The organism is Ruthenibacterium lactatiformans, from assembly GCF_000949455.1.
In the GTDB taxonomy this organism is placed as follows: domain Bacteria; phylum Bacillota; class Clostridia; order Oscillospirales; family Ruminococcaceae; genus Ruthenibacterium; species Ruthenibacterium lactatiformans.
The window spans coordinates 167,190-190,975 of the sequence record NZ_JXXK01000001.1; the positions used below are offsets into that span (position 1 = coordinate 167,190).

Sequence of the window (23,786 nt, forward strand, 5' to 3'; positions counted from 1 at the left end):
AAAAAGGCGTGAAAACAATAGCAGAATGCTACTAAATTCACTCCTGAATATTGTATATTTTTGTATATCGATACAACAAAGCGGAAGAAACAGCCTGCAATGCCAGCCGCGCAGAGCTTACAACGGCAGCTCCGCAAGATATTCTCCCATTTTGTCAAGTCCGGCTGCAATCACTTCCGGCGTATTGGCGTAGCCGATACGAAGATATCCCTCCCGGTCCATTACACTGCCCGGTACGAGCAGCACGCCTTTTTCCGCCAGCAGCCCCCGGCAGAAATCTGCGCTGGGCATGTCGAACTCCATCTTCAAAAAGGCAGTCGTGCCCGCACGCGGCTTTACAAAGCTCAGCTTAGGCTGTCCTTTCAGCCACCGCTCCAAAACGGCAAGATTTCCGGTGACGATGGCGCGGTTGCGCGCGATGACCGCCTCCTTGTGCTCCAGAGCTATCCCGGCCAGATATTCATCGATCATACCGCAGCTGATGGTACTGTAATCCCGATGGCGGGATACTTGCTCCAACAGCGCTTTTGGCCCGGCGATCCAGCCCAGACGAAGCCCGGCCAATGAAAAGGTCTTTGACATACTGCCCGTGGAAATTCCTTTTTCATAAAGGTCTGCCACAGAGGCCGTGAACGGCTCGCCTTCGTGGTTCAGGCCGCGGTATACCTCATCGCACAGCAGCCATGCATCAACAGAACGGGCGATCCCGGCAACCTCCTGCAGAAATTCCCGTTCCATCAGGGCGCCTGTCGGGTTGTTGGGGTTGTTGATACAGATGAGTTTTGTATTTTTATTCACCATGCCGCGCAGTTCGTCTAGGTCGGGCAAAAATGCATTTCCGCTGCGCAGGGGCAGGATGTGAACTTCAGCGCCCAGCGCCTCCGGAATAGAATAATGCTGCTGGTAAGTGGGCAGCACGGAGACCACCTCGTCCCCCGGCCCGGCCAGTGCTTCAATCACAAGATGATTCGCACCGATAGCCCCGTGCGCCGTAATAACATTCTCCGGTGTCTGTTTTTCATACAGTCCGGCAATGAGCATCCGCAGGCGCGGGCTGCCTTCAATCGCACCGTAGGTCAGCTTCATGCCGAGGATATCGGCCACAGCCTGCTCACGGCAGCCGCCAAGCTCCAAAAGCTGCTCCACGGTCAGGGATTCCACACAGGTCTCCGCCAAATTATAAGTACAGTCGTTTTCATAGGCGTTCATCCACATCTCAACGCCAAAGTCCTTGATTTTCATTGCTTTCCGATCCCCTGTCTGATTGATAATATCTTCACTGCGGCGCGCCGAAAATACTGGCCACAGCAGTCATGGATTCTTTCAGATCCACCCGGTAATCCGGCGCCTCTTCCGCAAGACTGCTGAGGATGACGCCTTCTGTACCTGTATGTCCGGTGGAGTGAACAAACCGTCCCTCTCCCAGATACATCGCCACGTGGCCGGGGAAAAACAGCAGATCGCCCGGCTTTGCTGCTTCAAATGAAATTTCATGCAGCGCAAACCTCGGCTTGATGGCAGCATCCCTGTAAATAATCACACCGTTGAGCAGATAGGCCATGGAGACAAGGCCGCTGCAATCGATGCCCAACGGCGTTTTACCGCCCCAGCGGTATTGTGCGCCCAGATAAGACAGTGCGGCGCCGCATAAGCGCTGCCGCAGTTCATCTTCCCCAACGCTTTCCCACGCGGGAGCCGGCTGAGCCAGATAAGTTGCTTTGGTGTAGCCGAGACGTCCGTCCGCAAGACGAACGGGCTGCCACTGGTTTTCATCCGGGCCGCCCTCCGGGCAGAGAAAAGCTCCCCTCGGCATGCTCTGCAGGCAGCCCCCCTGTACCTTCGGCTCGTTCAGCACATCGATATAAGGTTTTTGCACTACCAGCTTTGGCACCGACTGCCATTGTGCGGCAAGCGCGCCGTCCTCCAGAAGGCAGCGCGCGGGCGTCCAGCCCTCATAGCGGTAATGGGTGCGCACACGGCAATACATCCCTTCCCGTGCCAGCACTTCCACCGCCATACCATAAAGCGCTTCATCCGCCAGCTCGCACAACGGCTCCGGCTTCGTATACAAAGGGGCGATATCAGAAACCACAACAGCAAAACTCATTGCGTATCCTCCTGGGAATAATAATCGAAAACCAACTTCGAAACACGCCCCGCCAAAGGCTCGTCGCCGTCAATATCCGGTGCGTCCCAAATGAGTACGGCGATGAAATACGGACGGCCCGGAAGCTCGAACACTCCCGCATCATGGCTCAGACGGTCCAGGCCACCCGTCTTGTGGGCACAGGGCACGTCCTGCCAAATGTAACGGGTGAGCATCCGCGTATCGCGCTGACGGCGCAGGATCGAGCGCGCCAGCGCGCAAAGCTCTGGCGTGAGCACTGTTTCGTCATACAGCGCACGGAACACGCGCAGCAGGTCCTCCGCGCTGGTATAATTATTGCGCCCGGCTGATACTGCATCCCAATCCAGCATTTTGCGTTCCAGTACAGTGTTTTTCGTCCCAACGCTGCATGCCGCCGCATTTATACATTCGGCGCCCAGCAGCCCGATGAGCACGTTCGTTGCCGTATTGTCGGAAAGGACGATCATCCACACAAGCAGCTCCTCCAGCGGATGCATGCCGGGACCGTCCACAAAGACGCCTGTGTCAGGAAGAATGTCTTCCGCTGTGACCGACACAGGCGTGTCCAGCGCGAGCCTTCCCCGCCGCACCTCATCCAGCGCGGCCAGCAGGATGAACACCTTGATGGTAGACGCGGAGACCGCCCTCCTGCCCGCGCCCCGTTCATACAACGGCACGCCGCCAGCCAACGGGACAGCCAGCACGCACACCTGTTCCTGCGCCGCTGCAAGCTGCGCATCCAGCGCGGCGCAAAGCTCTTGCCTGGTCATATTCAATACTCCAATACCCGCAGCGTGCGGTTCGTTGCGTCAAGATTCACGTTTACCCCCAGCGGCAGGGACATCGTAGGCATGATATGCCCGCACTGAAGCGCCCCCAGGATCGGCTTGCCTTCATCCAGCAGCAATTCTGTGATGACCTCACGCAGCGTCAGGCTCTCCGCCGGGTCAGGTGCTGCACAATCCGTGAACGCACCCAGCAGAATACCCGCGCAGGCGCGCAGCTTCCCCGCCTGCTTCAGCATGAGCAGCATGCGGTCAATACGGTACGGCGTTTCACCGATATCCTCAATGAACAATATTTTATCCTTTGTCTCGATTTCATAAGGCGTTCCCAAAGAGGCGGCGAGCAGCGACAGGTTGCCGCCCGTCAACACGCCGTGGCTCACGCCCTTGGCGATTGTATACAGCGGCATACCGTCTGGATTGAGGATATTCGGCTCCTGCACGCCGAAAATCGCGTTTTTCAGTGAACGCTCGGTATATTCATCCAAACCTGCATACCATTCCGTAGCTGGCATAGGCGTGTGATAAGTAACAAAGCCGCAGCGCTGATTCAGCATCAGATGCAGGATGGTGACATCACTGTACCCACAGAACACCTTGGGCGTTTTTGCAATAGCAGTCCAATCGATGCGGTCCATCAGGCGCTGCGCACCGTATCCTCCGCGGATGCAGATAACGCCATGGATGCTCGCGTCCGAAAACGCATTATTAAAATCTGCCGCACGTTCGCGGTCATATCCGGCCAGATAACCGTGCCGCATGGTACAGGACGGAAAAACGACAGGCTCCAGCCCAAGTGCCTGCACACTGGCCACGGCAGGCTCCAAGCGCCCTTCTGGAACAGGGCCGGAAGGCGCGATCAGCGCGACACGCGCGCCTGTAAACAACGGTTTTGGTATAATCATGGCAGCTCTCCTTTGCTTGTTCAGAATGGTTACGACTTCTCCGGCACATGCTTTCCTCCGCCGGAGGGCAAAGCCGCGGCAAACGGAAACATGTGTAAAAACTGTGTAAACTGCATACAGAAACACCGAAAGCGGACGCTTTGTCCGCTTTCAGCACGGACGCTCCGCGCGAAAAACGCCGCGCTGCGTCCTTCATGTCATTCAGTTTAAATCATTGTCCGGTATTTTTCAAGTTCTTCCTGATTTGCAAGCACAAAATGTCCCGGTTCGATCTCCGTCCATGTCGGAGGGTCTGCCTCATAATGATGACAGGACGGGTCGTACACCTCCAGGACCTTGCGTTTTTCCGCCGCAGGGTCCGGCAGCGGAATAGCGGAAAGCAGCGCTCTCGTATACGGATGCAGCGGATGTGCAAATAGCTTTTCCGTACTGGAAAGCTCTACGATGCGTCCCAAATGAATGACCGCGATGCGGTCGCAGATGAAACGCATCACCGAGAGATCATGACTGATGAGCAGATAGGTCAGCCCGCGCCGACGCTGCAGCTCGGCCATCAGGTTCAGCACCTGAGCACGGATGGATACGTCCAAAGCAGAGATGGGCTCGTCCGCAATAATGAATTCCGGTTCCATGATAAGCGCGCGGGCGATGCCGATGCGCTGGCGCTGCCCGCCGGAGAACTCGTGCGGAAAACGGCTGGCAAATTCCGGTAGCAGTCCCACGTCGGAAAGTGCCTGCGCAACCTTTTTGCGGCGTTCTTCCTCCGACACGCGTCCGCCCAGATTATACAACCCCTCGGAGACGATGTAATCCACCTTGGCTCGTTCGTTGAGGGAGGCCATCGGGTCCTGGAAGATCATTTGTATTTTTCGGGTGACTTCCCTGTCCTTTTCACGGCTGATCCTGCCGCTGATGCGTTCTCCATCGTACAAAATCTCGCCGCTCGCCGCCGGGTTGATGCGGATGACCGTCCGGCCGATGGTCGTTTTGCCGCTGCCGGATTCGCCCACAAGGCCGAACGTCTCGCCTTGGAAAATATCGAAGCTGACGTTTTTGACGGCGGTAAACTTATTGTGCCGCTCTCCAAAGGTCACTGTGAGGTCTTTGACCTGCAGAAGAGGCTTGTTTTCCATTGTCATACATTCCCCTCCTGCACACTCCGCAGATTGCGGATATTTTCCGGCGGCTCCACTTTGGGTGCGCGCGGGTCCAACAGCCAGGTGCGCGCTTTGTGGGTCGGGCTCACCTCAAAATACGGCGGCCGCTCCACAAAATCAATTTTCAGCGCATACGGATTCCTAGGCGCAAAGGCGTCTCCCTTTACATCTGCGAACAGATTTGGCGGCGTACCAGGAATGGAATACAGGTTCTCGCCCCGCACACCGAGCTGCGGCAGGCTGGACAGCAGCGCCCAGGTATACGGGTGCTTGGGCGTGTAGAACACTTCCTCGCAGGTCCCGATTTCAACGATATCGCCCGCGTACATCACCGCGATTCGGTCGGCCACATTCGCCACCACGCCAAGGTCATGGGTGATGTACAGCGTGGTCAGCTTATACTTGGCTTTCAGGTCCTTCAGAAGCTTTAATATCTGTGCCTGAATGGTAACATCCAGAGCCGTCGTTGGCTCGTCACAGATAAGGATGCGCGGGTTGCATGCAATGGCGATGGCAATGACCACCCGCTGGCGCATACCGCCGGAAAACTCATGCGGATACTGGCCGAAACGGCGCGCCGCCTCAGTGATGCCGACATCCTCCAGTATCTCAGTAGCTTTTTGCTTGGCGGCCTCCCCCTTCATTCCCTGGTGCAGCGTCAGCGCTTCGCAGATCTGCGCGCCGACGGTTTTGAGCGGATTCAGACTGGTCATCGGATCCTGCATGACCATAGCGATTTCCTTTCCGCGCACGCTGAGCCACTCTTTTTCCGTTTTAAAGGCGGCAAGGTCCTTTTCGCCGTAACGGATGCTGCCGCGGGTGACGCGGCCGTTGGAATCCAACAGACCCATGAACGTTTTGCAGAACACGGATTTACCGCTGCCGGATTCCCCCACGATGGCAAGGCTCTCGCCTTCACAGATGTCGAGGCTGATACCCCGAATGGCGTGCAATGTCTTGCCGCGGAGCGTGAATTCCACTTCAAGATCCTGCACAGATAAGATCACATCCTGCATGCTGCGCCGTCCTCCTTAAAATACATGGTTTTTGGGGTCAGCGGCATCGGCAAAGGCGTTGCCGATGATGTAAAAACTGACGGTAATGATGCACAGCACGACGGTCGGGAAAACCAGCTGATACTGCAAAGAGGGGTTCATCATAATCATGCGGCCCTGGTTGATCAGGTTGCCCAGGCTGGGCGTAGAGACCGGCAGACCGAGACCGATGTATGTGATGAACACTTCATTACCGATGGCCAGCGGGATGGCCATGGCCACGCGCATCATGATGACGGACACCAGGTACGGCAGCAGGTTGCGCACAATGATGCGCCGCGTCGGAGTGCCCAGGCACCGGGACGCAAGGTTATAATCCCTGTCACGGATGATAACGATCTGGTTGCGCACAAAGCGCGCCATCGTCAGCCAGCCCGTCAGGCACATGGCGAAAATCAGCGTCCCCACGCTGGGCCGCATGATGTAGGAAAACAGAATGAGCACGATCGTCTGCGGAATATTGTCCACAACGTTGTACAGCTCGGTAAAAAAGAAATCCAGCTTGCGCACATAACCCCACAGCACGCCGATAAGAATGCCGAAAGCGACCTCCCACATGGCTACGGAAAAGCCGATGAACAGACTGGTGCGCGTACCGCTCCAAACGCGGCTCCACAGATCCTGTCCGATGGAATTGGTTCCGAACCAAAACTCACTGTTCGGCTTCATATTGATAATCTGGATGCCGTTTTCATCGTTATTAATAACGATTGGGTCACGTTGTCCGGGCAGATACGGCTGAATGAACGTAAAAAGCAGCAGAACGATGATGACGCCCAGCAGAAACATCGCCATTTTATTGCGCGTGAACACACGCAGTGTGCTCCGCCAGTAGGAATAGCCTGAAAACCCGGTTTTTTCCGCGTCTTCGGGATGGTATTCCGCGAATGCAAACAGTTCTTTCTCATCGGCCGCACTCAGGCCGTCCAGCGCCTGTGCGGTGGCCTGATTCAGGCTGTCGCTCAGCTGTACGCTTTTTTTGTTGAACGATCCCATTACCTCGCGCCCTCCTTTTTGTTCAGGCTGATGCGCGGGTCCACCACGGCCATCAGAATATCGCCAATCAGCAAGCCAAGAATGCTGATCGCGGCATAGATGAGTACAAGCGCCTGCACCACAGTGTTGTCCTGCCGCTGGATAACGTCTACCAGCAGGCCGCCCATTCCCGGCACAGAATACAGGCTCTCCACATAGATAGAGCCCATCAACGTAATAAGAAAAGACGTGGGCAGATACTGTACGAGAGGTACGAATGCGTTACGGAACACGTGTCCGCTCATGATTTTTTTCGAAGAAACGCCCTTGGCACGCGCAAGCATGACATAATCCTTGTTGGATTCGTCCACCATAAAGCGGCGCAGCCACATGGCATAATAAGCGATATTTCCGATGGCCAGGGAAAAGGTTGGCAGGATCCAGCTCAACGGGTTGTCCATCCGGAACAGCATCGGGAGCGGAAAGCCGGGTATCTGCGTGCCGTACAGCTGGATGACCAGATAATACACGGCGCTTGGCACCGCCTGTACCAGCACGACGAACCCTGTGCCGATCTTATCGAACCACTTTCCCTTCCCGCGCGCCATAGCGGCCCCCATGGGCAGGCCCAGCAACAGCGAGATACAAAGCGCCATACCGCCCATCATCATGGAAACAGGCGCCTTTTCCGCAACGATCTGCGTAATAGGTACATTCATACGGTAAATATTCGACACGCCGAGATCGCCGTGCAGCACCTGCTTGTAAAAATTCATCAGCTGTACGGGCAGCGGATCCAGCAGGCCGAGCTGACGCAGCCCGTTCTGGATCTGCGCATCGTTCATTTTTTCATAGTTCTGGAAGTAGCCTTCCACCGGCATCAGGCGCAGCAGCGAGAATACGACTGTTATAATAATGAACAGCGTGAGCATGGACCGCGCCAGACGTTTGGCCGAGTATCGGATCATGGGCAGGAGCTCCTTACTTGGTTGTTTTGTTGGATGGCGGACATACAATGCCCGCCGTACAGACTGCTTTCATTAAGAAACGGGCGCACCCGTTCCCTAATGAAAGCAGGCGGCCGTTGTTTCGGCCGCCTGCCCTGTCCGGCGCATCCGGACAAAGCCTGCTTTTACAATCGGATCATTCAGCAGCCAGTGCTTTGGCGCGCTCGGCCTGCCATGCCTCGTACAGGGTGTTGAATTCATTCTGGCTCATCGGCTCGGTGCGCAGCTTCTGGTATTTATACCGCTGGCGCGCCAGACCATACGGGGCATATTCCGCTTCCAGCTCATTCAGGCGGGTGGCCTTGAAGCCGTCTCCTTCCACGCCGTAGGGAATGATAACAGCATGGTTGATGATGGACGCCTCCGCTTGGGCGAAGGTGTTGTAGCGGACGCTCATATCCTCCACCTGCGCTTTTGCTTCGGCTACCAGCGCGTCATATTCGGCGATGATATCCCGCACACCCGCCGCGGTGTCTGCACGCCAGTGGAGATAGCTGTCGGAGCCGGTGTCACTGAACGGCTCGGTCCAGGTGGCGGGGTCAGCGTAATCCGCGCCCCAGTTGCACTTCATCAGAGCGAATTTTCCGCCGCGGCGGACTTCCGACAGGAAGCCCGTAGACGGCCCGGCCTCAACGATCACATCGATATAATCACTGCCCAGCAGGCCTTCCAGCTGCTGCTCCACGACCTGACACTCTTTGTCCCAGTTCGTGGACGAGGGATTGTAAGGCATGAGGACCTTGACCGGGAACGTCGCCCCCTCAGCTGTTAACTCCTCCACAGCTTTTTCCTTGTATTCCAGAGCTTTGTCGCTCTGGAAGGAATCGCGTGCGGAAATCGCGGCCAGGTCCCCCACTTCGGAAAAGTCAACGCCGTTCAAATCTGTAAAGTTCGGCGGGGTGACCGTATTGATGATGAAGGATTCCGGATCATAGGGCTGCATGACGGTTTTGGCCTTCACGCGGTCCAGCGCATGGAAAATGGACTGGCGGAAATTCTCGTTATTGACGGCCAGCGTCCAGTTGTCCGGCTCATAGGCTTCGTCGAACTTCGGTTCAAAGTTGAACGCATAAAAATAGGAGTAACTGGAATCCACCCGGCTCGGGCTGACCATATTCTTGGTGTCGTCCGCAGCCAGCCATGCATCCAGAATATCGGCGGAGAGGTACGCGAGATCCGTTTCATTGCGCTTGAACATCTCCGGCGCAATGGTGTCCATCTCTTTGTTATAGGTCTCCTCGATGGCGTCGATGAACACATTGTCCTTATCCCAGTAATTGGGGTTCTTCGTCATGATGCGGCGTCCCTGCGGCTCAAACGTGGAAAGGATATATGCGCCGTTATAGAGCAGCTTGGTGTTGTCTGTTCCGAACATATCGGTACCGTCTTCGGCAATGCAGCTCTGCATGAATGCACCGTTTGCAGGCAGATAGCAGCCATAGTTCAAAACGGACAGGAAATACGGAGTGGGCTGTACGAGCGTATATTCCAGCGTCAAATCGTCCACAGCCTTTACACCGACATCCTCGGGCTTTACTTCGGCCACCGGCTCGATGGCTTCCCCATCCTCGTCGGTGGTCTTGGTTCCGTTTTCGCTTTCCAACAAATAAGAGGTATATTTGTAATATTCAGTAGCGTTTGCGATGATGCCCTCCATCATGTATTCCGTGCTGCTGGCGTTTTTGGCGTCCAGTGCATAGATGGCGGCGTCGACAAAATCCTGCGCCGTGACAGGCGCGACTTCCTTGCCCGTATAATCGTACCATTTCACGCCTTCGCGCAGATGGAATGTCCAGGTCAGGCCATCCTCGCTGGTCTCCCAGCTTTCGGCCAAAGCGGGCTTGATGGCGCCGTAAGCATCATATTCCACCAACGTATCGATAACGTTCGCGGGAATGATCAAATCGTTGGTGCTGCCCGTGACAAGATAGTTCATCGTGGTGACTTCACCCGAATACATCTTGCGGAACGTAGTGCCGCTTCCGGCGCTTTGGCCGCAGCCTGCAAAGCAGCCCACAACCAGTGCCAGACACAAAAGGATCGCGAGTAACTTTTTCATGTTCTTTCCTCCGTTTCGTTTCCCTCTCTCTATTATCAGGCGCGTTTCACAAGATACGCCGGATAACGCTTTTCCATCGCGGAACAAAAGGAATCATTTGGGGAACACCTGTTCCCCAAACGAAAAGCCCCGGGGCTTTTCGTTTGGCCGTTTTATACAAACGCCGGAACGCGCGTAATGCCGATGCCGGGCGCGTCCGTCATTCGGATAACGCCGTTTTCATACAGCGGGCCGCCTGTGAACGGGTCTGCTTTGCACAGGGACGGGCCGTCCAGATCCGCCCGGGTGATCACGCGCTTTGCAGCGGCAAGGTGCGCCGCCGCACTCACCGCCAGCTTGGATTCCAGCATACAGCCGATCATGCATTCCACACCGTACATCTCGGCCAGGCTGCAGATTTTCAGCGCCTGCCAAATGCCGCCGGTCTTCATCAGCTTGATGTTGAGCAGGTCGGCCGCACGGGTGCGGATGATCTCGGCTGCATCTTCGGGCGAAAACACGCTTTCATCCGCAAGAATCGGCGTATATACAGCTTTTGTGACGGCGCGCATGCCGTCCAGGTCATGCGCGGGCACCGGTTGCTCCACAAGGTCGATGTTCAGCCCTTTATCTTCCATCGCGGTGATGATACGAATGGCTTCCTTTGCCGTCCAGCCCTGGTTTGCATCCACACGAATCTGGATGCCGCTGCCTACGGCCTTGCGGATGCCTGCGATGCGCGCCACGTCGGCCAGGCCCTCTTTGCCGACTTTGATTTTAAGTATCTTATATCCTTGCTGCACCGCCTCAAGGCTGTCCGCCACCATCTGAGGAACCGGATTTACGCTGATGGTGATATCCGTTTCCACCGTGTCCCCAGCGCCTCCCAAAAGCTGGTACAGCGGCGCGCCGAAGCGCTGGGCATACAAATCATACACTGCCATATCCACCGCAGCCTTGGCGGAAGTGTTTTTCACAATGCTGGAATGCAGCCTGTACATAATGCCGTCCAGATCTTCGATCTCCATGCCAAGCAAGGCGGGACGGATAAAATCCTCGATGGCACAGCGGATGCTTCCCTTGGTATCCCCGGTGATAACCGCCGTGGGCGGCGCCTCGCCATACCCTGCGGCCCCGGTGTCGGTTGTGATACGCACCACGATATCCTCTACATTTTCTACCGTACGAAGCGCCGTTTTAAAGGGCTTTGCCAGCGGAACGAATATCTCTCCGACTTCAATTTCTGTGATTTTCATATTATTGTACTGTTCCTCCTCTCGGAACACTTTAGCACTTTACAGCGGTTATAAATTGCAACCAGTATACCAAACAGCGCATACGATTACAAGTTTTTTCCTTCGATTATACAATATTTTAACGAATTCGCTCCGCATTTTCATACAGCATTAGGGTGATATCCTGCATTGCGCGCTCGAATTCCGGTGGCGATACGTGTTCGCCACAGAAGCACACAATAAACGGCTGCCGCGCGTATACGATGCCCACGTCATGGGTAATGCCATCGTCCTCACCTGTTTTGTGCGCGATCTTCACGCTGTGCGGCAGCAGGAACGGAATCTTCCCATTGAGGCGTTGGTCTTTCAGGATCGAAAGCATATCTTCGCTGGCAGGCCCGGAAACAGCCTCGCCGTCGTACAAACGTTTGAGCAGCAGCCCTGCCTCCCGCGCCGTGATATAATTTTCAATGCCGCGGGACGATGCTTCACGGTCAAACAGAAGGCGGTTGAGCGTCATTTTTTCTGCCCCCAGCATGCGCAGCGTGTCGTTGATGTTGCCGATGCCCAGACGCTTGATGAGCAGATTCGTGGCCGTATTGTCCGAAAGGATGGTCATGAGCACGCAAAGATCGCGGAATGTGACGCAAAGGCCGTCATGCAGATAATTGAGCGCACCGCAGGACGGCAATTTATCCGTACGCGCAATCACGAACATCTCGTTCGCGCGCACAGCGTCCGTATCCATCTGGCGGAACGCTTCAATAAGCACCGCCAGCTTGATGACGCTGGCCGCCACTACGGGCTTGTCAGCCGCGTGGCCGAAGCACACGCCTGTCGCCAGGTTCTCGTAATAAAAGCAGGCGTCGCCCATTACGGCGGAAAGCCTCTGTTCAATCTGTTGTCTGAGTTTCTCCATTTTGCCATGCCTCCATTTCCAACGTTTTTGTGTAAAACAACAGGGGACCTTTTTAAAGGCCCCCTGAAATGCCGCTTCCAGAGTATCCCTCTTCTGCGCGCAAACATCATTGTTTGTGTAAACAAAAATTATTAGTTATGAAAAATATAATACTGTATCCCCCGAAAAAACACAAGTCTTTCACAAAATTTGGGCAGTTTACCCGAAAACTTGTTTAATCTGCGGTTTCAATATAGGAATTCAATAAGTCGAAGGTGTTGGCCAGCCCCTCAATGTGGGAACGCTCATATCCGTGAGAGGCATACACACCAGCCCCCACCACACAATGCCGTACATCGTTGCCTGCGCAGACCGCTACGTCCGCATCCGAGGAATAGTGGGGATAAACATCCAGCGCGTAGCGCACCCCGGCGCGCAGCGCCGCCTCCACCAGGCCGTCCACCACCGCTTTATGTGACGGGCCTTTTGAGTCCATCACACATATAGAGACCATCGTCTCATCGCATTGCAGCCCTGTACCAACGCACCCCATGTCCACTGAGAGCATCTCCACTACATCCTGCGGAATCACCGCGCCGCCGTGGCCTACCTCCTCAAACACGGTGAAATCCACATACACTCTGCGGCGCGGCCTCCGACCGGTATCTTTCAGGTATTTGGCATAAGCGAGCAGGATAGCGGCGGACAGCTTATCGTCCAGGAAGCGGCTTTTGATGAATCCTGTTTCGGTGACGTTGAAACGCGGTTCGACAGCAACATAATCGCCCACATCCACACCAAGAGCGCGCGTTTCCGCCGCAGAGTGCGTCTTGGCGTCCAACAGCAGCTCCAGCGTATCGAAGGTGCGCTGTGTTTTGGAATATTCTCCGTTCACATGCACCGAGGCGTTTTCAAGCTGAAGTGTTCCCTCCAGCACCTTCCCCGCGCGCGTATATACATGCACGGTCTCCGTTTCCGTGTTGTTTGCCTGCAGGCCGCCTACTGGGGCCACGCGTAGCGCGCCGTTCGCTTTTACCTCGCGCACCATAGCGCCCAAAGTGTCGATGTGCGCCCCCAGCAAAAGCCCTTCGCCCTCGCCGCCCAGGCAGACAAGCAGGCCGCCCTTTGGTGTAATCTCAGGCGTATAGCCCATATTGGCGAATTCGTTCGAACAGTACCGAACGGCCTCTGCCGTAAAGCCGCTGGGACTTGGGATATTGACGATTGCTTCCAGCTGGCGCAGCGCGTAATTCAAATAAGTAGACTGCATAAAAGGCACTTCCTTGCTTACAATATATTCCGCCGTCCGTCCGGTTCATGCCCGGCGGCACGTTTTTTTGTTGCGGCACGGCAAAACTCTTGCCGCAGTCTTGCACGCTTCCCACTTTCAGAGCCATGGGCGCGTTCCGCAAACCTAAAAACATTATAACATTGCCCTTTTGCGAATACAACAAAAACAGCGCCCCGGATTTCTCCCAAACGCTGTTCATTTTATTCATGCCGTACGAAGATTTTCCCGTGCATATCTTAGAAAAACACGCTCCATCAGCGCATGTCCCTCCGCGTTTGGATGGATGCCGTCCATACATAAATACGGACGATAGTCGCCATTCTCCAGAAAAGATGCACGCAGGTCCACCAGGCGGCATCCAAGTTGCCGCGCCAGTTCCACCACCAGTCTGTTGTATGCGGCATGAGAGCGGTAGATCTGCTGCACATCCCCCAGCCAAACAAGAATGTTCTCTTTCCCTTCGATATCACGGCCGATCCATTCGTAGTAGCGTACGGCGTCGATGGGCGGCAAGGTCATAAGCAGCGGCTCCATCCCGCGTGACCGCGCAAGGCATACCATCGCACGCATGTTCTCGCAAAAACGTTTCGGCGGGGTATGCGGCAGATGCTCCGCGTGCGGGTCGGCCGCGACGGCTCGCCAGTCGTAATCTATATCGTTGCCGCCGAACCCGATCAGCGCCGCTTCTCCCTCCGCATGGGCAGGGATCTCCCGCTCCATTACAACGCGGCCCTTTTCACTTGTCATGCCGAAACGCGCATGATTCTCGGATGGGATTCCGAGCGCGCGTGACGAAAGCGCCACGCAGGACGCTTCCTTCAGCCTGGAATATCGCCGTGTCTCAGGGTCCAGCACGACGCCGCGCAAAATACTGTCTCCCCACACTTCAATCTTCGATATCATTCACCGCACCTCTTTATCTGGTTTTAATAATTAGATTATCACGTTTTGCATTTTTGTCAATCTATTTCCGCAAAGCTATTGTTCCTTCGCAAGCACCGTGATATACTGAATTTGCAATTTACCGGCGTATTTTTGCCAAAGAATCAGCCCAATCAAAAGGAGTGCCGCATCATCATGGAAATAAACAATAGTGTCGCCGCCTGGAGTGCCGGGCTGGCCGCACAACGTTTGCCGCGTTGGGACGAACTGCCGGATATAGACCTGTACCTCGATCAGGTCCTGACGCTGCTGGACAAATATCTGGGGCCTTTTTTGCCTGAAAACGGTGGTCATGCACTGACAGCCAGCATGATCAATAATTATGTAAAGCTCCGTATTGTGCCCGCGCCGGTAAAGAAACGTTATGGACGCGTCCAACTCGCTTATCTGCTCGTAATCGGCCTGCTCAAGCAGGTGTTGCCCATACCCGATGTGAAAGCGCTGCTGGAAAGCCAGTTTGAAGGCGCGCAGGAGCAGACCGACGGCGGCGCGGAGAAACGCGGCTTCGCGAAGGCTTTCGACTGCTTTTGCACCCTTCAAGAGACCGCGTTTGCGGATATGGCACGGCAGGCGGCGCAGCTTGAGACCGCTGCCGGGACGCGCCCCGCGCTGGCTATGGAAATGGCCGTGCGGGCCAACGCCAGCAAAACGCTGGCGGAAAAGCTGATTGCGCCGGACACGCAGATGTAAAATTTTTCGGCATTGTAAAACAGCCTCCGTTTTGCAGTTCGCCTTTCCAGCTTCGCAAGGGTGTGCCGCCATGCTGTTTCTATTCTGCAAAATGCTGAAAACAAGCGCTTGGGACGCCATATAAGGTCTCAGGCGCTTTCGGTTTCGCGGCCTTATTGGCTCCGCCCGGCCTCCGTTTGCGAAAACGCACCGCATCCCCATTCTTCCCTGTTTTATTTGCGTTTTTTACATTATCTGGTTATAATGATTTTGCAATGCAATTTTGAAAGATTTTGTATGAGTAACGCCGTCTAAACGGCAGGAAAGGGCGGTGGACGCCGCTGTGATTCCCGAACAGACGGCGCAATCTGCTGCGCCGCCCGATATGGAGCGTATCGTTGGCGCATACGGCAACGCTGTATTGCGCATGTGTTTTCTTTATTTGAAGGATTCACACCTTGCCGAGGATGCGTCACAAGAGACCTTTTTAAAAGTGTACCGCAACTACGCGCAATTCGACGGCACCGCCGGAGAAAAAACATGGGTAATGCGTATCGCTATCAATGTGTGTAAGGACTATCTGCGCAGTGCCTGGAACCGCAGGGTCAGCGTCGTGGAGGCATTGAATGAGATACCGGCCGCAGAAGATTCTCCCCATGAAGATGACACGCTCCTGCGGGAGATCATGAACCTGAAGCCTAAATACAAGGAAGTCATCCTGCTGTTTTATTATCAGGATATGAAAATCAGCGAGATTGCGCGCGTGCTGGACGCGCCGGAATCTACGGTTTCTGTGCGGCTCAAGCGTGCGCGCGAGCAATTGAAAAAGAGATTGGAGGGATGGTATGCCGACGGAAAATAACCCGATGAAAAGCGCGATCGACCGACGCCTTTCGGCGCTTTGTGTGCCCGATGACATGGCGCAGCGCATTCAGGCGGCCGCGCAGAAAAAAAGGCCGCGCGTTATCCGGTTCCGCCGTCCCCTTGCCGTGGCGGCTGTATTTTGCCTGATATTAGCCTGCAGCATGGGCGTACTGGCCACCACCGTCCCCTCTGTCCAAAATCTGTTTGCCATAGTGGGCACACAGATATCTTCCATGCTGCAGCCCATTGAGCGCTCCTGCACCGACAACGGCATCGAAACGACGGTTGTTGCCGCGATGAACGACAACGACATGGTGGATATTTATGTTGCAGTCAAGGATCTGGAAGGTTCACGCATCAATGAGCGGACCAATCTGGCGGATGTTCAGCTCTCCGGCATTGCCATGACGCCGATGGTGCAGATGGTCCAATTCGACGAAAAAACTGCGACAGCCACCTTCCGCATTGAAGGCGTATGCGGCGAGGATCTAAATGGTAAAAAAATCACGCTTTCCATTGGCGCTGTTCTTTTGGGAAGGACCGAATGGTCGGACCAGAACACCGGTATCAGCGTTTCCGACATTGAAACAGTGTTCCCCTCCCCTGCGTTCCAGCCCATAACAGGCAACGCCACCCGCACCACTGTAGGCTTTTCTGATTCCGGCGCTCCCTTCAACGGCGACCAGGCGCTCGTCCCTGCGGAATCCGATGGTTCGCTGGACAGCATGTTCCCCTGGGGCGGTCTCACATCCGGCGGCGTGGCGGATAACGCGCTCCATTTGCAGCTTAAATACAGCGCTGTCGGCAAATACGCGCAGTTCACTCAGGTATTTCTGATGACCGGAAAACCCGAAAAGGACGAAAAGCTGCCGATCCATTCCATTGATTTCGGGAAATGCGAAACGCGCGGAGGAAGCCAGTATTACGAATACACCGAATATATTCTCCCACTTCCGCAAGGCGCAGACCCGGAAAAGCTGACGGTCGCATACAGCGGCATCTCCTATGAGGACGCCGTACCCGGCAAATGGGATACTACCTTCCGTTTGGAAAGTGTGTCCCGTCAGCGTGTGGCGCATGTGGAGCTGAATATTGGCGGCTGGCATGTCACGCAAGTAGAACTTTCGCCGATGGGTGTATCCGTGACAGTGGATGACAACGGCTCCAGCGACCCGCTTCCGGAAATCCTTGCATATGACAAATCAGGCGCCCCCATTCCCGTCAATGGTTCTTCCAGCTCCTGGAACGGTACAGAGCGTATTTGCAAAAACCAATTCACTTCCCCACTGCCCTTGGAGCAGATTTCCCGTGTGACCATTGGCGGCGTAGAAATCGATTTCAAAAACTGAAACAGAACATAAGCGGACAGCCGCTCTGAAGAAATCCAGAGCGGCTGTTGCGATTTTGATTCCGGGTTTCGACAGCAAAACAGACCGGCACAGGCCAACTGAAAGGCCTGTGCCGGTCTGTTTTGCTGTCGGCTCTATTCCAGTTCCTTTGTGCGCAGCGCGCGGGTCGCATTGAGAACGGCCAGAACCATAACACCCACGTCTGCAAAAATCGCAGCCTGCATATTGGTCACGCCCAATGCCCCCAATAAAAGCATCAGGCCCTTGACAGCCAGTGAAAACACGATGTTCTGATGCACGATACGCAGCGTTTTTTTGGAAATGCGCATCGCTGTTGCGATTTTGGAGGGCTGATCGTCCATAAGCACCACATCCGCCGCTTCAATGGCCGCGTCGGAGCCAAGGCCGCCCATTGCGATTCCGATATCCGCGCGGGAGAGTACCGGTGCATCATTGATACCATCCCCGACAAAAGCGAGCTTTCCGTTTGCGCTCTTCTGCTTCAGCAGCTCTTCCACGCGCTCCACCTTATCCGCGGGCAGCAGTTCCGCGTGTACCTCGTCCAGGCCGAGCTGCTTTGCAACACTTTCTCCTACGGCCTTCGCATCGCCTGTGAGCATGACCGTTTTGCGGATGCCCTGCCGCTTCAACGAAGCAATCGCACGGGCCGCGTCCGGCTTTACTGCGTCGGAAATCACGATGTGTCCGGCATATTCGCCGTCTACCGCCACATGAACGACGGTACCTGTCTTGTGACATTCATGCCATTGCGCGCCGATTTTATCCATTAGCTTACCGTTTCCGGCACAAACGGTTCTTCCATCCACACGGGCGCATACACCGTGGCCGGATATTTCTTCCACATCGCTGACGCGGGCGTTGTCCAATTCACGGCCATAGGCTTCTTTGAGCGAACGGGAGATGGGATGGTCCGAAAAACTCTCTGCCAACGCCGCCAATTCCAATAGCTGTTCCTTGGAAACCCGGGCCGGGTGGACCGCGGTCACCTGGAACGTGCCGCGCGTCAATGTCCCGGTCTTATCAAAAACAACCGTTTCCGTCTGAGCAAGCGCCTCCAGATAGTTGCTGCCTTTCACAAGAATGCCGCGCTTGGACGCGCCGCCGATACCGCCAAAAAAGCTGAGCGGTATCGAAATAACCAGTGCGCACGGGCAGGAAATGACCAGAAACGTAAGCGCGCGCGCCACCCAGACGCTGAACATCCCTATACCCAGCAACGGTGGGAGCACAGCCAGCAGCACGGCGCCGATCACGACGGCCGGCGTGTAGTAACGCGCGAATTTTGTAATAAAGTTTTCCGCCTTTGCTTTTTTCGTACTGGAATTTTCTACAAGATCCAGAATCTTGGAGACGGTGGATTCTCCAAATTCCTTTGTAACACGTACACGCAACAGGCCGCTCTGATTCACACAGCCGCTGATGACGTCGCTGCCTGCGCCCACATCCCGCGGCAGCGATTCGCCTGTGAGCGCCGCTGTATTAACGGTGGAATTTCCGTCCAGAACTACACCGTCCAGTGGGATGCGTTCTCCTGCTTTGATAACGATGGTGTCTCCCACCGCCACGTCGTCCGGGTCAACCTGTTCCAGTTTGCCGTCACGTTCAATATTGGCGTAATCGGGCCGGATGTCCATCAAAGCTGCAATGGACTGACGCGAACGCCCCACCGCATAGCTTTGGAACAGCTCACCCACTTGATAAAACAGCATGACCTCTACCGCTTCGGGAAATTCCTGCAGACAAAAAGCGCCAATAGTTGCCAATGCCATCAAAAAATTTTCATCAAATACCTGCCCGTGAGCGATATTCCGTACGGCTTTCCACACGATGTCCCACCCGATGATTGCGTAGACCGTAAGATAAAAGACGAGCTGTGACCAGCCGGCGAGCGGCAAAAAGAATCCCGCCGCGAACACTACGGCGCTGACCAGAATGCGCGCCAGCATTTTCTTCTGCTTTTTACCCATATTTTAATCCCCTGTTCTGCCGCGCGGGGCGGCGCATATTTACAGCACAATCTCGCAGTCCGGCTCCACCCTCTTGCACACCTTAACGATTTCCTTCATGATGTCGTCAAAACGCGCGTCATCGGCCTCCACCGTCATTTTCTGCATTACAAAACTGACTGTGGCGTCCTTCACGCCGTCCACCTTCTTAATGGCATCTTCCATCTTTGCCGCACAATTCGCACAATCCAGATCTACAAGTTTAAAACGCTTTTTCATATCCGACAACCTCCAAGATTCAATTGATTTGGTTTATTCAGAAACGTGTTCCATTCCCTGGTCGATGATCGTCCTTACATGACCGTCTGACAGAGAGTAAAACACGGTCTTGCCTTCCCGCCTGTATTTTACCAGCTTGCTCTTTTTTAATACCGCAAGTTGATGGGAAATGGCCGACTGCGTCATACGCAGCATCTGAGCGATATCACACACGCACATCTCCGATTCAAACAACAAATACAAAATTTTGATGCGCGTGGAGTCCCCGAATATTTTGAACAGTTCTGCAAGATCGAACAGGATCTCGTCATCCGGCATCTCTTTCTCCACTTTGGCTACAATGTCTTCGTGTACATGCATATATTCGCAGCGTTCGTTTTGGCTCAGTTCCATAAAAAGCACATCCTTTCATATGAGCATCCGTTCAATTGATATTATATATCTTCTTTCGAAAATGTCAACAGGCTCACGCAAAAATATCCTTCTCCCCTTACGCCCGTAATATCGGCCGGCCCAGAACCTGAGAAATCTGCAAAAACATTGTTTTTTTCCGCCGCGCCGTACGGGCGCTTTTATTGTAGAAGGCCGCAGCATTATGGTATAATAACCTCAAAACTGCCGCTTACGCGGCTGTGCGTGTGCTTTGCACACGCTTCTGTGCTAACGCACAGAACTTTGAGAACATTGTATCATGCAAAACCGCAGCAAGGTGCGGTTTTGTTGTGGCCGCTGTGCGGCGTCATGGTATAATATGTGCGCTTAGCGAATGCGAGCCGCAAGCGAAGCATGAGCCTGGCGGCATAGATACCATGTTTCTTAGTGAACACGAGCTGCACGCGAAGTGTGAACTTAGAAATATGGTATAATAACCTCAAAACTGCCGCTTACGCGGCTGTGCGTGTGCACTGCACACGCTTCTGCGCTCGCGCACAGAGCTTTAAGAACATTGAACCATGCAAAGCCGCATGGTATATAAAGGAAATTCAAAGCAAGCAGGTGATACAATGTTGATTGCAGACCTTCACATCCATTCCAAATATTCCCGCGCTACCAGCCATGACTGTGAACCGGAGATGCTGGACCTTTGGGCACGCCGCAAGGGCATCGGGCTGGTGGGCACTGGAGATTTTACGCATCCTGCCTGGCGTGCTGAACTACTGGACAAGCTGCAGCCTGCTGAGGACGGCCTGTACACATTACGGGAAAGCCTTCGCCTGGCGGACAAGACCGCGGGCAAATACGATGCACCCCGTTTTGTAGTGACCGGAGAAATCAGCTCCATCTACAAAAAGAACGGCAAAACGCGTAAGGTGCACAATCTGATCCTGCTGCCGGGGCTCGAGGCTGCCGAAAGGCTTTCCCAGAAGCTGGAGGCGATCGGCAACATCCACTCGGACGGACGGCCAATCCTGGGTCTGGACAGCCGTGACCTGCTGGAAATCACTCTGGACACCTGCCCAGAGGCAGTGTTTATCCCCGCACATATCTGGACGCCGCATTTCTCTCTGTTCGGCGCTTTCTCAGGTTTTGACGCCATCGAGGAATGCTTTGAGGACTTGACGCCCTATATCCACGCGCTTGAAACCGGCCTTTCTTCCGATCCGCCCATGAACTGGCGCATTTCCGCACTGGATGGATATGCGCTGATCTCGAATTCAGATGCCCATTCTCCCGCCAAACTTGGGCGCGAGGCCAACCTGTTGGACATTGAACCGTCTTACGCGGGCTTATCCGATGCGCTGCAAGGGCGCAGTCCCGCTGCGCTGACGGGAACGCTGGAATTTTTCCCCGAGGAGGGCAAGTACCATTGGGACGGCCACCGTGCCTGCGGTCTGTGCCTGGAGCCGGGTGAAACCGAAGCCTGCGGAGGACGATGCCCTGTCTGCGGCAAAAAAATCACCATTGGCGTGCAGCATCGGGTGGAGCAGCTCGCCGACAGACCTGAAGGCTTTTCCCTGCCCGGCGCGCGTCCGTTTGAAAGCCTTGTGCCGCTGCCGGATGTGATTGCTGCGTCCACTGGACTTTCCGCCTCAGGCCTCAAGGTCGCCGCGCGGTATCAAGCGCTTCTGGAGGAGCTTGGGCCGGAGTTTTATATTCTGCGCCAAGCGCCGCTGGAGGACATCCGCCGTGCGGCCGGCCCTTGTGTGGAAGAAGGCATCCGCCGCCTGCGGTGCGGGCAGGTGTCCCGCACGCCGGGCTTCGATGGACAATACGGAACCGTCCAACTTCTTTCCCCCGATGAAATCGAATCTCTTAACGGACAGATCAGTTTTTTCAGTTCCGACGCGCCGCATCCCGAAGCTTCTGCACGCACGCCCCGAAAAACAGACGCACCCCAAAAGTCATCCGGCGCAAAGTCTTCCGCGCCGGTACAAACCGCTCACAGCAAGCTGAATCCGGAGCAGCAGAAAGCCGTCTGCGCCGTCGAACCCGCTGTGGCTGTTATCGCCGGCCCCGGCACCGGAAAAACGAAAACGCTGGTTTCCCGCGCCGTTCATCTGCTGTGTGAAAAGCAGGTATCCCCGCGGCAGCTCACGGCCGTCACCTTTACCAATAAAGCAGCCCGTGAAATGCGCGAACGGCTCACCGCTGAGCTGGACAAAGACCGCACAATCGGCGACCTGACCATCGGCACGTTCCATTCCATCTGCCTTTCACTGCTGCGGGAGACAGGCAAAGCCGTGACGCTTCTCTCACAGGAGGATGCACAGGCCGTTGCCGCCGACGTGCTCCGTCAGGCCGAGGCAAAGCTGCCGCCTGCAAAGCTGGTGCAGGCTGTTTCCCGGCAAAAAAACGGACTGCCGGTGCCGGAAAATGTGAATGCCGCGTTCTGTGAATCTTATGTCGCCCGCTGCCGCGAGCTGGATGTGCTGGATTTTGATGACCTGCTCCTGGAAACGCTGGCGCTTTTTGAAGCGGGTGAGCTCCCGGAAGAGATAACGCAGCGTTTTACTTATCTTCTGGTGGATGAGTTTCAGGACATTGACGCGCTGCAATACCGTCTTGTGCGGGCATGGACAAAAGGCTGCAAAAGTCTTTTTGCCATCGGAGACCCGGACCAGTCTATTTATGGCTTTCGCGGCGCGGATGCAGCATGCTTCGACCGCTTGGCAGAAGATATCCCCGGGCTGCGTGTCGTTCGCCTTACCCAAAATTATCGCTCCACGCCGGAGGTGCTTGGCTGCGCGCTGCCTGTGATCGGGCACAATCCCGGCGGCGCGCGCAGTTTGCTGCCCAACCGCGGCAGCGGAGCGCCGGTGCGTTTGGCACAGGCGGCCAGTTCCCTTGCGGAGGGGATCTTTATTGCAAAAGAGATCAACCGTATGGTTGGCGGTATGGATATGCTGGACGCGGGCGGAGTCACAGGTGATGAACGCATCCAACCCCGCAGCTTTTCCGATATTGCAATCTTGTATCGCACCCACCGCCAGGCAGACATTCTGGAATATTGTCTGCAAAAAGAAAACATCCCCTATACCGTAGCCGGGCGCGACAGCTTTTTGTCTGAGCCTGCGGTACGCGCAGCCATAGGCTTCTTCCGCTTTCTGCTCGCACCCGGGGACACGCATTCTCTGCAGACTGCCCTGGAACTCGGCTGGGCCTGTTCACCGCAACAGGCGGTGCGCCTCAGCGCTTTTTTCTCCGGGTGCAGCGCATTGCACGAAAATCTTTGGGACAAAGCCGAGGCTGAATTTCCAGAGCTTCCGATGCGTGCCGCTGTGTGCGCACTGCGAAAATTTTCTCAGTGTGCCGCGCAGGAGTCTCCTGCACGTCTTTTGGAACGCTGGCGGGATGACGCGGGCTTTGCGGGCAGCGAACCGCTGCAGAAGCTGATTGGAACAGCTCTGTTTCACCGGGATATGCATTCCTTGCTGAACGCGCTTACTCTCGGAGAAGAAGCGGACATCCTGCGGGCCGGGCGAAAGAATTACGCCGCCGGAGCGGTTACTCTGATGACGCTGCACGGCGCAAAAGGCCTGGAATTCCCCGCCGTTTTTCTCTGTGGTGCATGCAAAGGCACATTGCCGTTGGAGATGTCCGAGCGCGCTGCAGACCTTGCGGAGGAGCGCCGCCTGTTCTACGTCGGTATCACCCGCGCCCGGGACGAACTCATCCTCACATACCCGGGCGAGCCGTCTCCGTTCCTCGCCGAGATACCATCCGGCGCCGTTACATCCGGTGGCGCGGCGCCAAAAAAAACTCTGCCTGAAGGAGAGCAGCTTTCTCTGTTCTGAGAGCAAA

General features: G+C 55.3%; 20 protein-coding genes. 4 read left to right on the plus strand and 16 right to left on the minus strand.

Annotated elements, in window-relative coordinates:
* Nucleotides 1-117: 117 nt before the first annotated feature.
* The 13 genes from TQ39_RS00820 to TQ39_RS00880 all read right to left on the minus strand — a co-directional run bounded on the left by TQ39_RS00820 (nucleotide 118) and on the right by TQ39_RS00880 (nucleotide 14,377).
* Nucleotides 118-1,242, minus strand: coding sequence for an aminotransferase (locus tag TQ39_RS00820; RefSeq protein WP_050004213.1), 1,125 nt, complete (start codon nucleotides 1,240-1,242; stop codon nucleotides 118-120).
* Between the two features lie 34 nt (nucleotides 1,243-1,276).
* On the minus strand, nucleotides 1,277-2,107 hold the full coding sequence (locus TQ39_RS00825; RefSeq protein WP_050004214.1) for a C40 family peptidase: 831 nt from the start codon (nucleotides 2,105-2,107) through the stop codon (nucleotides 1,277-1,279).
* Nucleotides 2,104-2,898 (minus strand): serine hydrolase, encoded by a 795-nt coding sequence (locus tag TQ39_RS00830; protein ID WP_050004215.1) that lies wholly within the window; start codon nucleotides 2,896-2,898, stop codon nucleotides 2,104-2,106. The genes TQ39_RS00825 and TQ39_RS00830 overlap by 4 nt, the downstream gene beginning before the upstream one ends.
* 2 nt (nucleotides 2,899-2,900) lie before the next feature.
* On the minus strand, nucleotides 2,901-3,818 hold the full coding sequence (locus TQ39_RS00835; protein ID WP_050004216.1) for a S66 peptidase family protein: 918 nt from the start codon (nucleotides 3,816-3,818) through the stop codon (nucleotides 2,901-2,903).
* A gap of 206 nt (nucleotides 3,819-4,024) precedes the next feature.
* Nucleotides 4,025-4,957, minus strand: a complete 933-nt coding sequence (locus TQ39_RS00840; RefSeq protein ID WP_050004217.1) for an ATP-binding cassette domain-containing protein — start codon at nucleotides 4,955-4,957, stop codon at nucleotides 4,025-4,027.
* Complete coding sequence (locus TQ39_RS00845) at nucleotides 4,954-5,991, minus strand: ABC transporter ATP-binding protein (protein ID WP_009325753.1); 1,038 nt, start codon at nucleotides 5,989-5,991, stop codon at nucleotides 4,954-4,956. Before TQ39_RS00845 ends, TQ39_RS00840 begins: the two co-directional genes overlap by 4 nt.
* Before the next feature lie 15 nt (nucleotides 5,992-6,006).
* Nucleotides 6,007-7,026: an ABC transporter permease gene (locus TQ39_RS00850; RefSeq protein WP_050004218.1), complete on the minus strand. Its 1,020-nt coding sequence runs from the start codon at nucleotides 7,024-7,026 to the stop codon at nucleotides 6,007-6,009.
* Nucleotides 7,026-7,973, minus strand: coding sequence for an ABC transporter permease (locus TQ39_RS00855; RefSeq protein WP_009325755.1), 948 nt, complete (start codon nucleotides 7,971-7,973; stop codon nucleotides 7,026-7,028). Before TQ39_RS00855 ends, TQ39_RS00850 begins: the two co-directional genes overlap by 1 nt.
* Before the next feature lie 175 nt (nucleotides 7,974-8,148).
* The gene (locus TQ39_RS00860) at nucleotides 8,149-10,071 is read right to left on the minus strand and encodes a peptide ABC transporter substrate-binding protein (protein ID WP_050004219.1); all 1,923 of its coding nucleotides are present in this window, start codon (nucleotides 10,069-10,071) and stop codon (nucleotides 8,149-8,151) included.
* Nucleotides 10,072-10,223: 152 nt separating this feature from the next.
* Nucleotides 10,224-11,306: a mandelate racemase/muconate lactonizing enzyme family protein gene (locus tag TQ39_RS00865; RefSeq protein WP_050004220.1), complete on the minus strand. Its 1,083-nt coding sequence runs from the start codon at nucleotides 11,304-11,306 to the stop codon at nucleotides 10,224-10,226.
* Between the two features lie 118 nt (nucleotides 11,307-11,424).
* A complete protein-coding gene (locus TQ39_RS00870; protein WP_050004221.1) occupies nucleotides 11,425-12,204 on the minus strand; it encodes a serine hydrolase in 780 nt (259 codons plus the stop codon).
* A 214-nt stretch (nucleotides 12,205-12,418) separates the two neighbouring features.
* Nucleotides 12,419-13,453 carry a M42 family metallopeptidase gene (locus TQ39_RS00875; RefSeq protein ID WP_009325759.1) on the minus strand — a complete coding sequence of 345 codons (1,035 nt, stop codon included), beginning with the start codon at nucleotides 13,451-13,453 and terminating at the stop codon, nucleotides 12,419-12,421.
* 225 nt (nucleotides 13,454-13,678) lie between these two features.
* Nucleotides 13,679-14,377 carry an SGNH/GDSL hydrolase family protein gene (locus TQ39_RS00880; RefSeq protein ID WP_050004222.1) on the minus strand — a complete coding sequence of 233 codons (699 nt, stop codon included), beginning with the start codon at nucleotides 14,375-14,377 and terminating at the stop codon, nucleotides 13,679-13,681.
* Between the two features lie 174 nt (nucleotides 14,378-14,551).
* Here TQ39_RS00880 and TQ39_RS00885 point away from each other — a divergent pair, with 174 nt between their 5' ends.
* The 3 genes from TQ39_RS00885 to TQ39_RS00895 all read left to right on the plus strand — a co-directional run bounded on the left by TQ39_RS00885 (nucleotide 14,552) and on the right by TQ39_RS00895 (nucleotide 17,298).
* Nucleotides 14,552-15,106 carry a DUF1836 domain-containing protein gene (locus tag TQ39_RS00885; RefSeq protein WP_050004223.1) on the plus strand — a complete coding sequence of 185 codons (555 nt, stop codon included), beginning with the start codon at nucleotides 14,552-14,554 and terminating at the stop codon, nucleotides 15,104-15,106.
* A 310-nt stretch (nucleotides 15,107-15,416) separates the two neighbouring features.
* Nucleotides 15,417-15,947 carry a sigma-70 family RNA polymerase sigma factor gene (locus tag TQ39_RS00890; RefSeq protein ID WP_009325762.1) on the plus strand — a complete coding sequence of 177 codons (531 nt, stop codon included), beginning with the start codon at nucleotides 15,417-15,419 and terminating at the stop codon, nucleotides 15,945-15,947.
* A complete protein-coding gene (locus TQ39_RS00895; RefSeq protein ID WP_082052067.1) occupies nucleotides 15,931-17,298 on the plus strand; it encodes a DUF4179 domain-containing protein in 1,368 nt (455 codons plus the stop codon). The genes TQ39_RS00890 and TQ39_RS00895 overlap by 17 nt, the downstream gene beginning before the upstream one ends.
* Before the next feature lie 134 nt (nucleotides 17,299-17,432).
* Here TQ39_RS00895 and TQ39_RS00900 read toward each other — a convergent pair whose 3' ends face one another.
* From TQ39_RS00900 to TQ39_RS00910, 3 genes are read right to left on the minus strand one after another with little or no spacing between them, the layout of a single operon-like run.
* Nucleotides 17,433-19,286, minus strand: coding sequence for a heavy metal translocating P-type ATPase (locus TQ39_RS00900; protein WP_050004225.1), 1,854 nt, complete (start codon nucleotides 19,284-19,286; stop codon nucleotides 17,433-17,435).
* A 39-nt stretch (nucleotides 19,287-19,325) separates the two neighbouring features.
* Entirely contained in the window at nucleotides 19,326-19,544 is a 219-nt protein-coding gene (locus TQ39_RS00905; protein ID WP_009325765.1) for a cation transporter, read from the minus strand.
* A 33-nt stretch (nucleotides 19,545-19,577) separates the two neighbouring features.
* Complete coding sequence (locus TQ39_RS00910) at nucleotides 19,578-19,937, minus strand: ArsR/SmtB family transcription factor (RefSeq protein ID WP_009325766.1); 360 nt, start codon at nucleotides 19,935-19,937, stop codon at nucleotides 19,578-19,580.
* A gap of 611 nt (nucleotides 19,938-20,548) precedes the next feature.
* Here TQ39_RS00910 and TQ39_RS00915 point away from each other — a divergent pair.
* Nucleotides 20,549-23,779: a UvrD-helicase domain-containing protein gene (locus tag TQ39_RS00915; protein ID WP_050004361.1), complete on the plus strand. Its 3,231-nt coding sequence runs from the start codon at nucleotides 20,549-20,551 to the stop codon at nucleotides 23,777-23,779.
* Nucleotides 23,780-23,786 lie beyond the last annotated feature (7 nt).

Coding starts and splice junctions, on each gene's coding strand:
- TQ39_RS00880 (WP_050004222.1), bottom strand. CDS start 14,377: ATGATATCGAAGATTGAAGTGTGGGGAGACAGTATTTTGCGCGGCGTC.
- TQ39_RS00875 (WP_009325759.1), bottom strand. CDS start 13,453: ATGCAGTCTACTTATTTGAATTACGCGCTGCGCCAGCTGGAAGCAATC.
- TQ39_RS00900 (WP_050004225.1), bottom strand. CDS start 19,286: ATGGGTAAAAAGCAGAAGAAAATGCTGGCGCGCATTCTGGTCAGCGCC.
- TQ39_RS00830 (WP_050004215.1), bottom strand. CDS start 2,898: ATGACCAGGCAAGAGCTTTGCGCCGCGCTGGATGCGCAGCTTGCAGCG.
- TQ39_RS00870 (WP_050004221.1), bottom strand. CDS start 12,204: ATGGAGAAACTCAGACAACAGATTGAACAGAGGCTTTCCGCCGTAATG.
- TQ39_RS00835 (WP_050004216.1), bottom strand. CDS start 3,818: ATGATTATACCAAAACCGTTGTTTACAGGCGCGCGTGTCGCGCTGATC.
- TQ39_RS00825 (WP_050004214.1), bottom strand. CDS start 2,107: ATGAGTTTTGCTGTTGTGGTTTCTGATATCGCCCCTTTGTATACGAAG.
- TQ39_RS00905 (WP_009325765.1), bottom strand. CDS start 19,544: ATGAAAAAGCGTTTTAAACTTGTAGATCTGGATTGTGCGAATTGTGCG.
- TQ39_RS00885 (WP_050004223.1), top strand. CDS start 14,552: ATGGAAATAAACAATAGTGTCGCCGCCTGGAGTGCCGGGCTGGCCGCA.
- TQ39_RS00840 (WP_050004217.1), bottom strand. CDS start 4,957: ATGACAATGGAAAACAAGCCTCTTCTGCAGGTCAAAGACCTCACAGTG.
- TQ39_RS00845 (WP_009325753.1), bottom strand. CDS start 5,991: ATGCAGGATGTGATCTTATCTGTGCAGGATCTTGAAGTGGAATTCACG.
- TQ39_RS00915 (WP_050004361.1), top strand. CDS start 20,549: ATGTTGATTGCAGACCTTCACATCCATTCCAAATATTCCCGCGCTACC.
- TQ39_RS00855 (WP_009325755.1), bottom strand. CDS start 7,973: ATGATCCGATACTCGGCCAAACGTCTGGCGCGGTCCATGCTCACGCTG.
- TQ39_RS00865 (WP_050004220.1), bottom strand. CDS start 11,306: ATGAAAATCACAGAAATTGAAGTCGGAGAGATATTCGTTCCGCTGGCA.
- TQ39_RS00860 (WP_050004219.1), bottom strand. CDS start 10,071: ATGAAAAAGTTACTCGCGATCCTTTTGTGTCTGGCACTGGTTGTGGGC.
- TQ39_RS00910 (WP_009325766.1), bottom strand. CDS start 19,937: ATGGAACTGAGCCAAAACGAACGCTGCGAATATATGCATGTACACGAA.
- TQ39_RS00895 (WP_082052067.1), top strand. CDS start 15,931: ATGCCGACGGAAAATAACCCGATGAAAAGCGCGATCGACCGACGCCTT.
- TQ39_RS00850 (WP_050004218.1), bottom strand. CDS start 7,026: ATGGGATCGTTCAACAAAAAAAGCGTACAGCTGAGCGACAGCCTGAAT.
- TQ39_RS00820 (WP_050004213.1), bottom strand. CDS start 1,242: ATGAAAATCAAGGACTTTGGCGTTGAGATGTGGATGAACGCCTATGAA.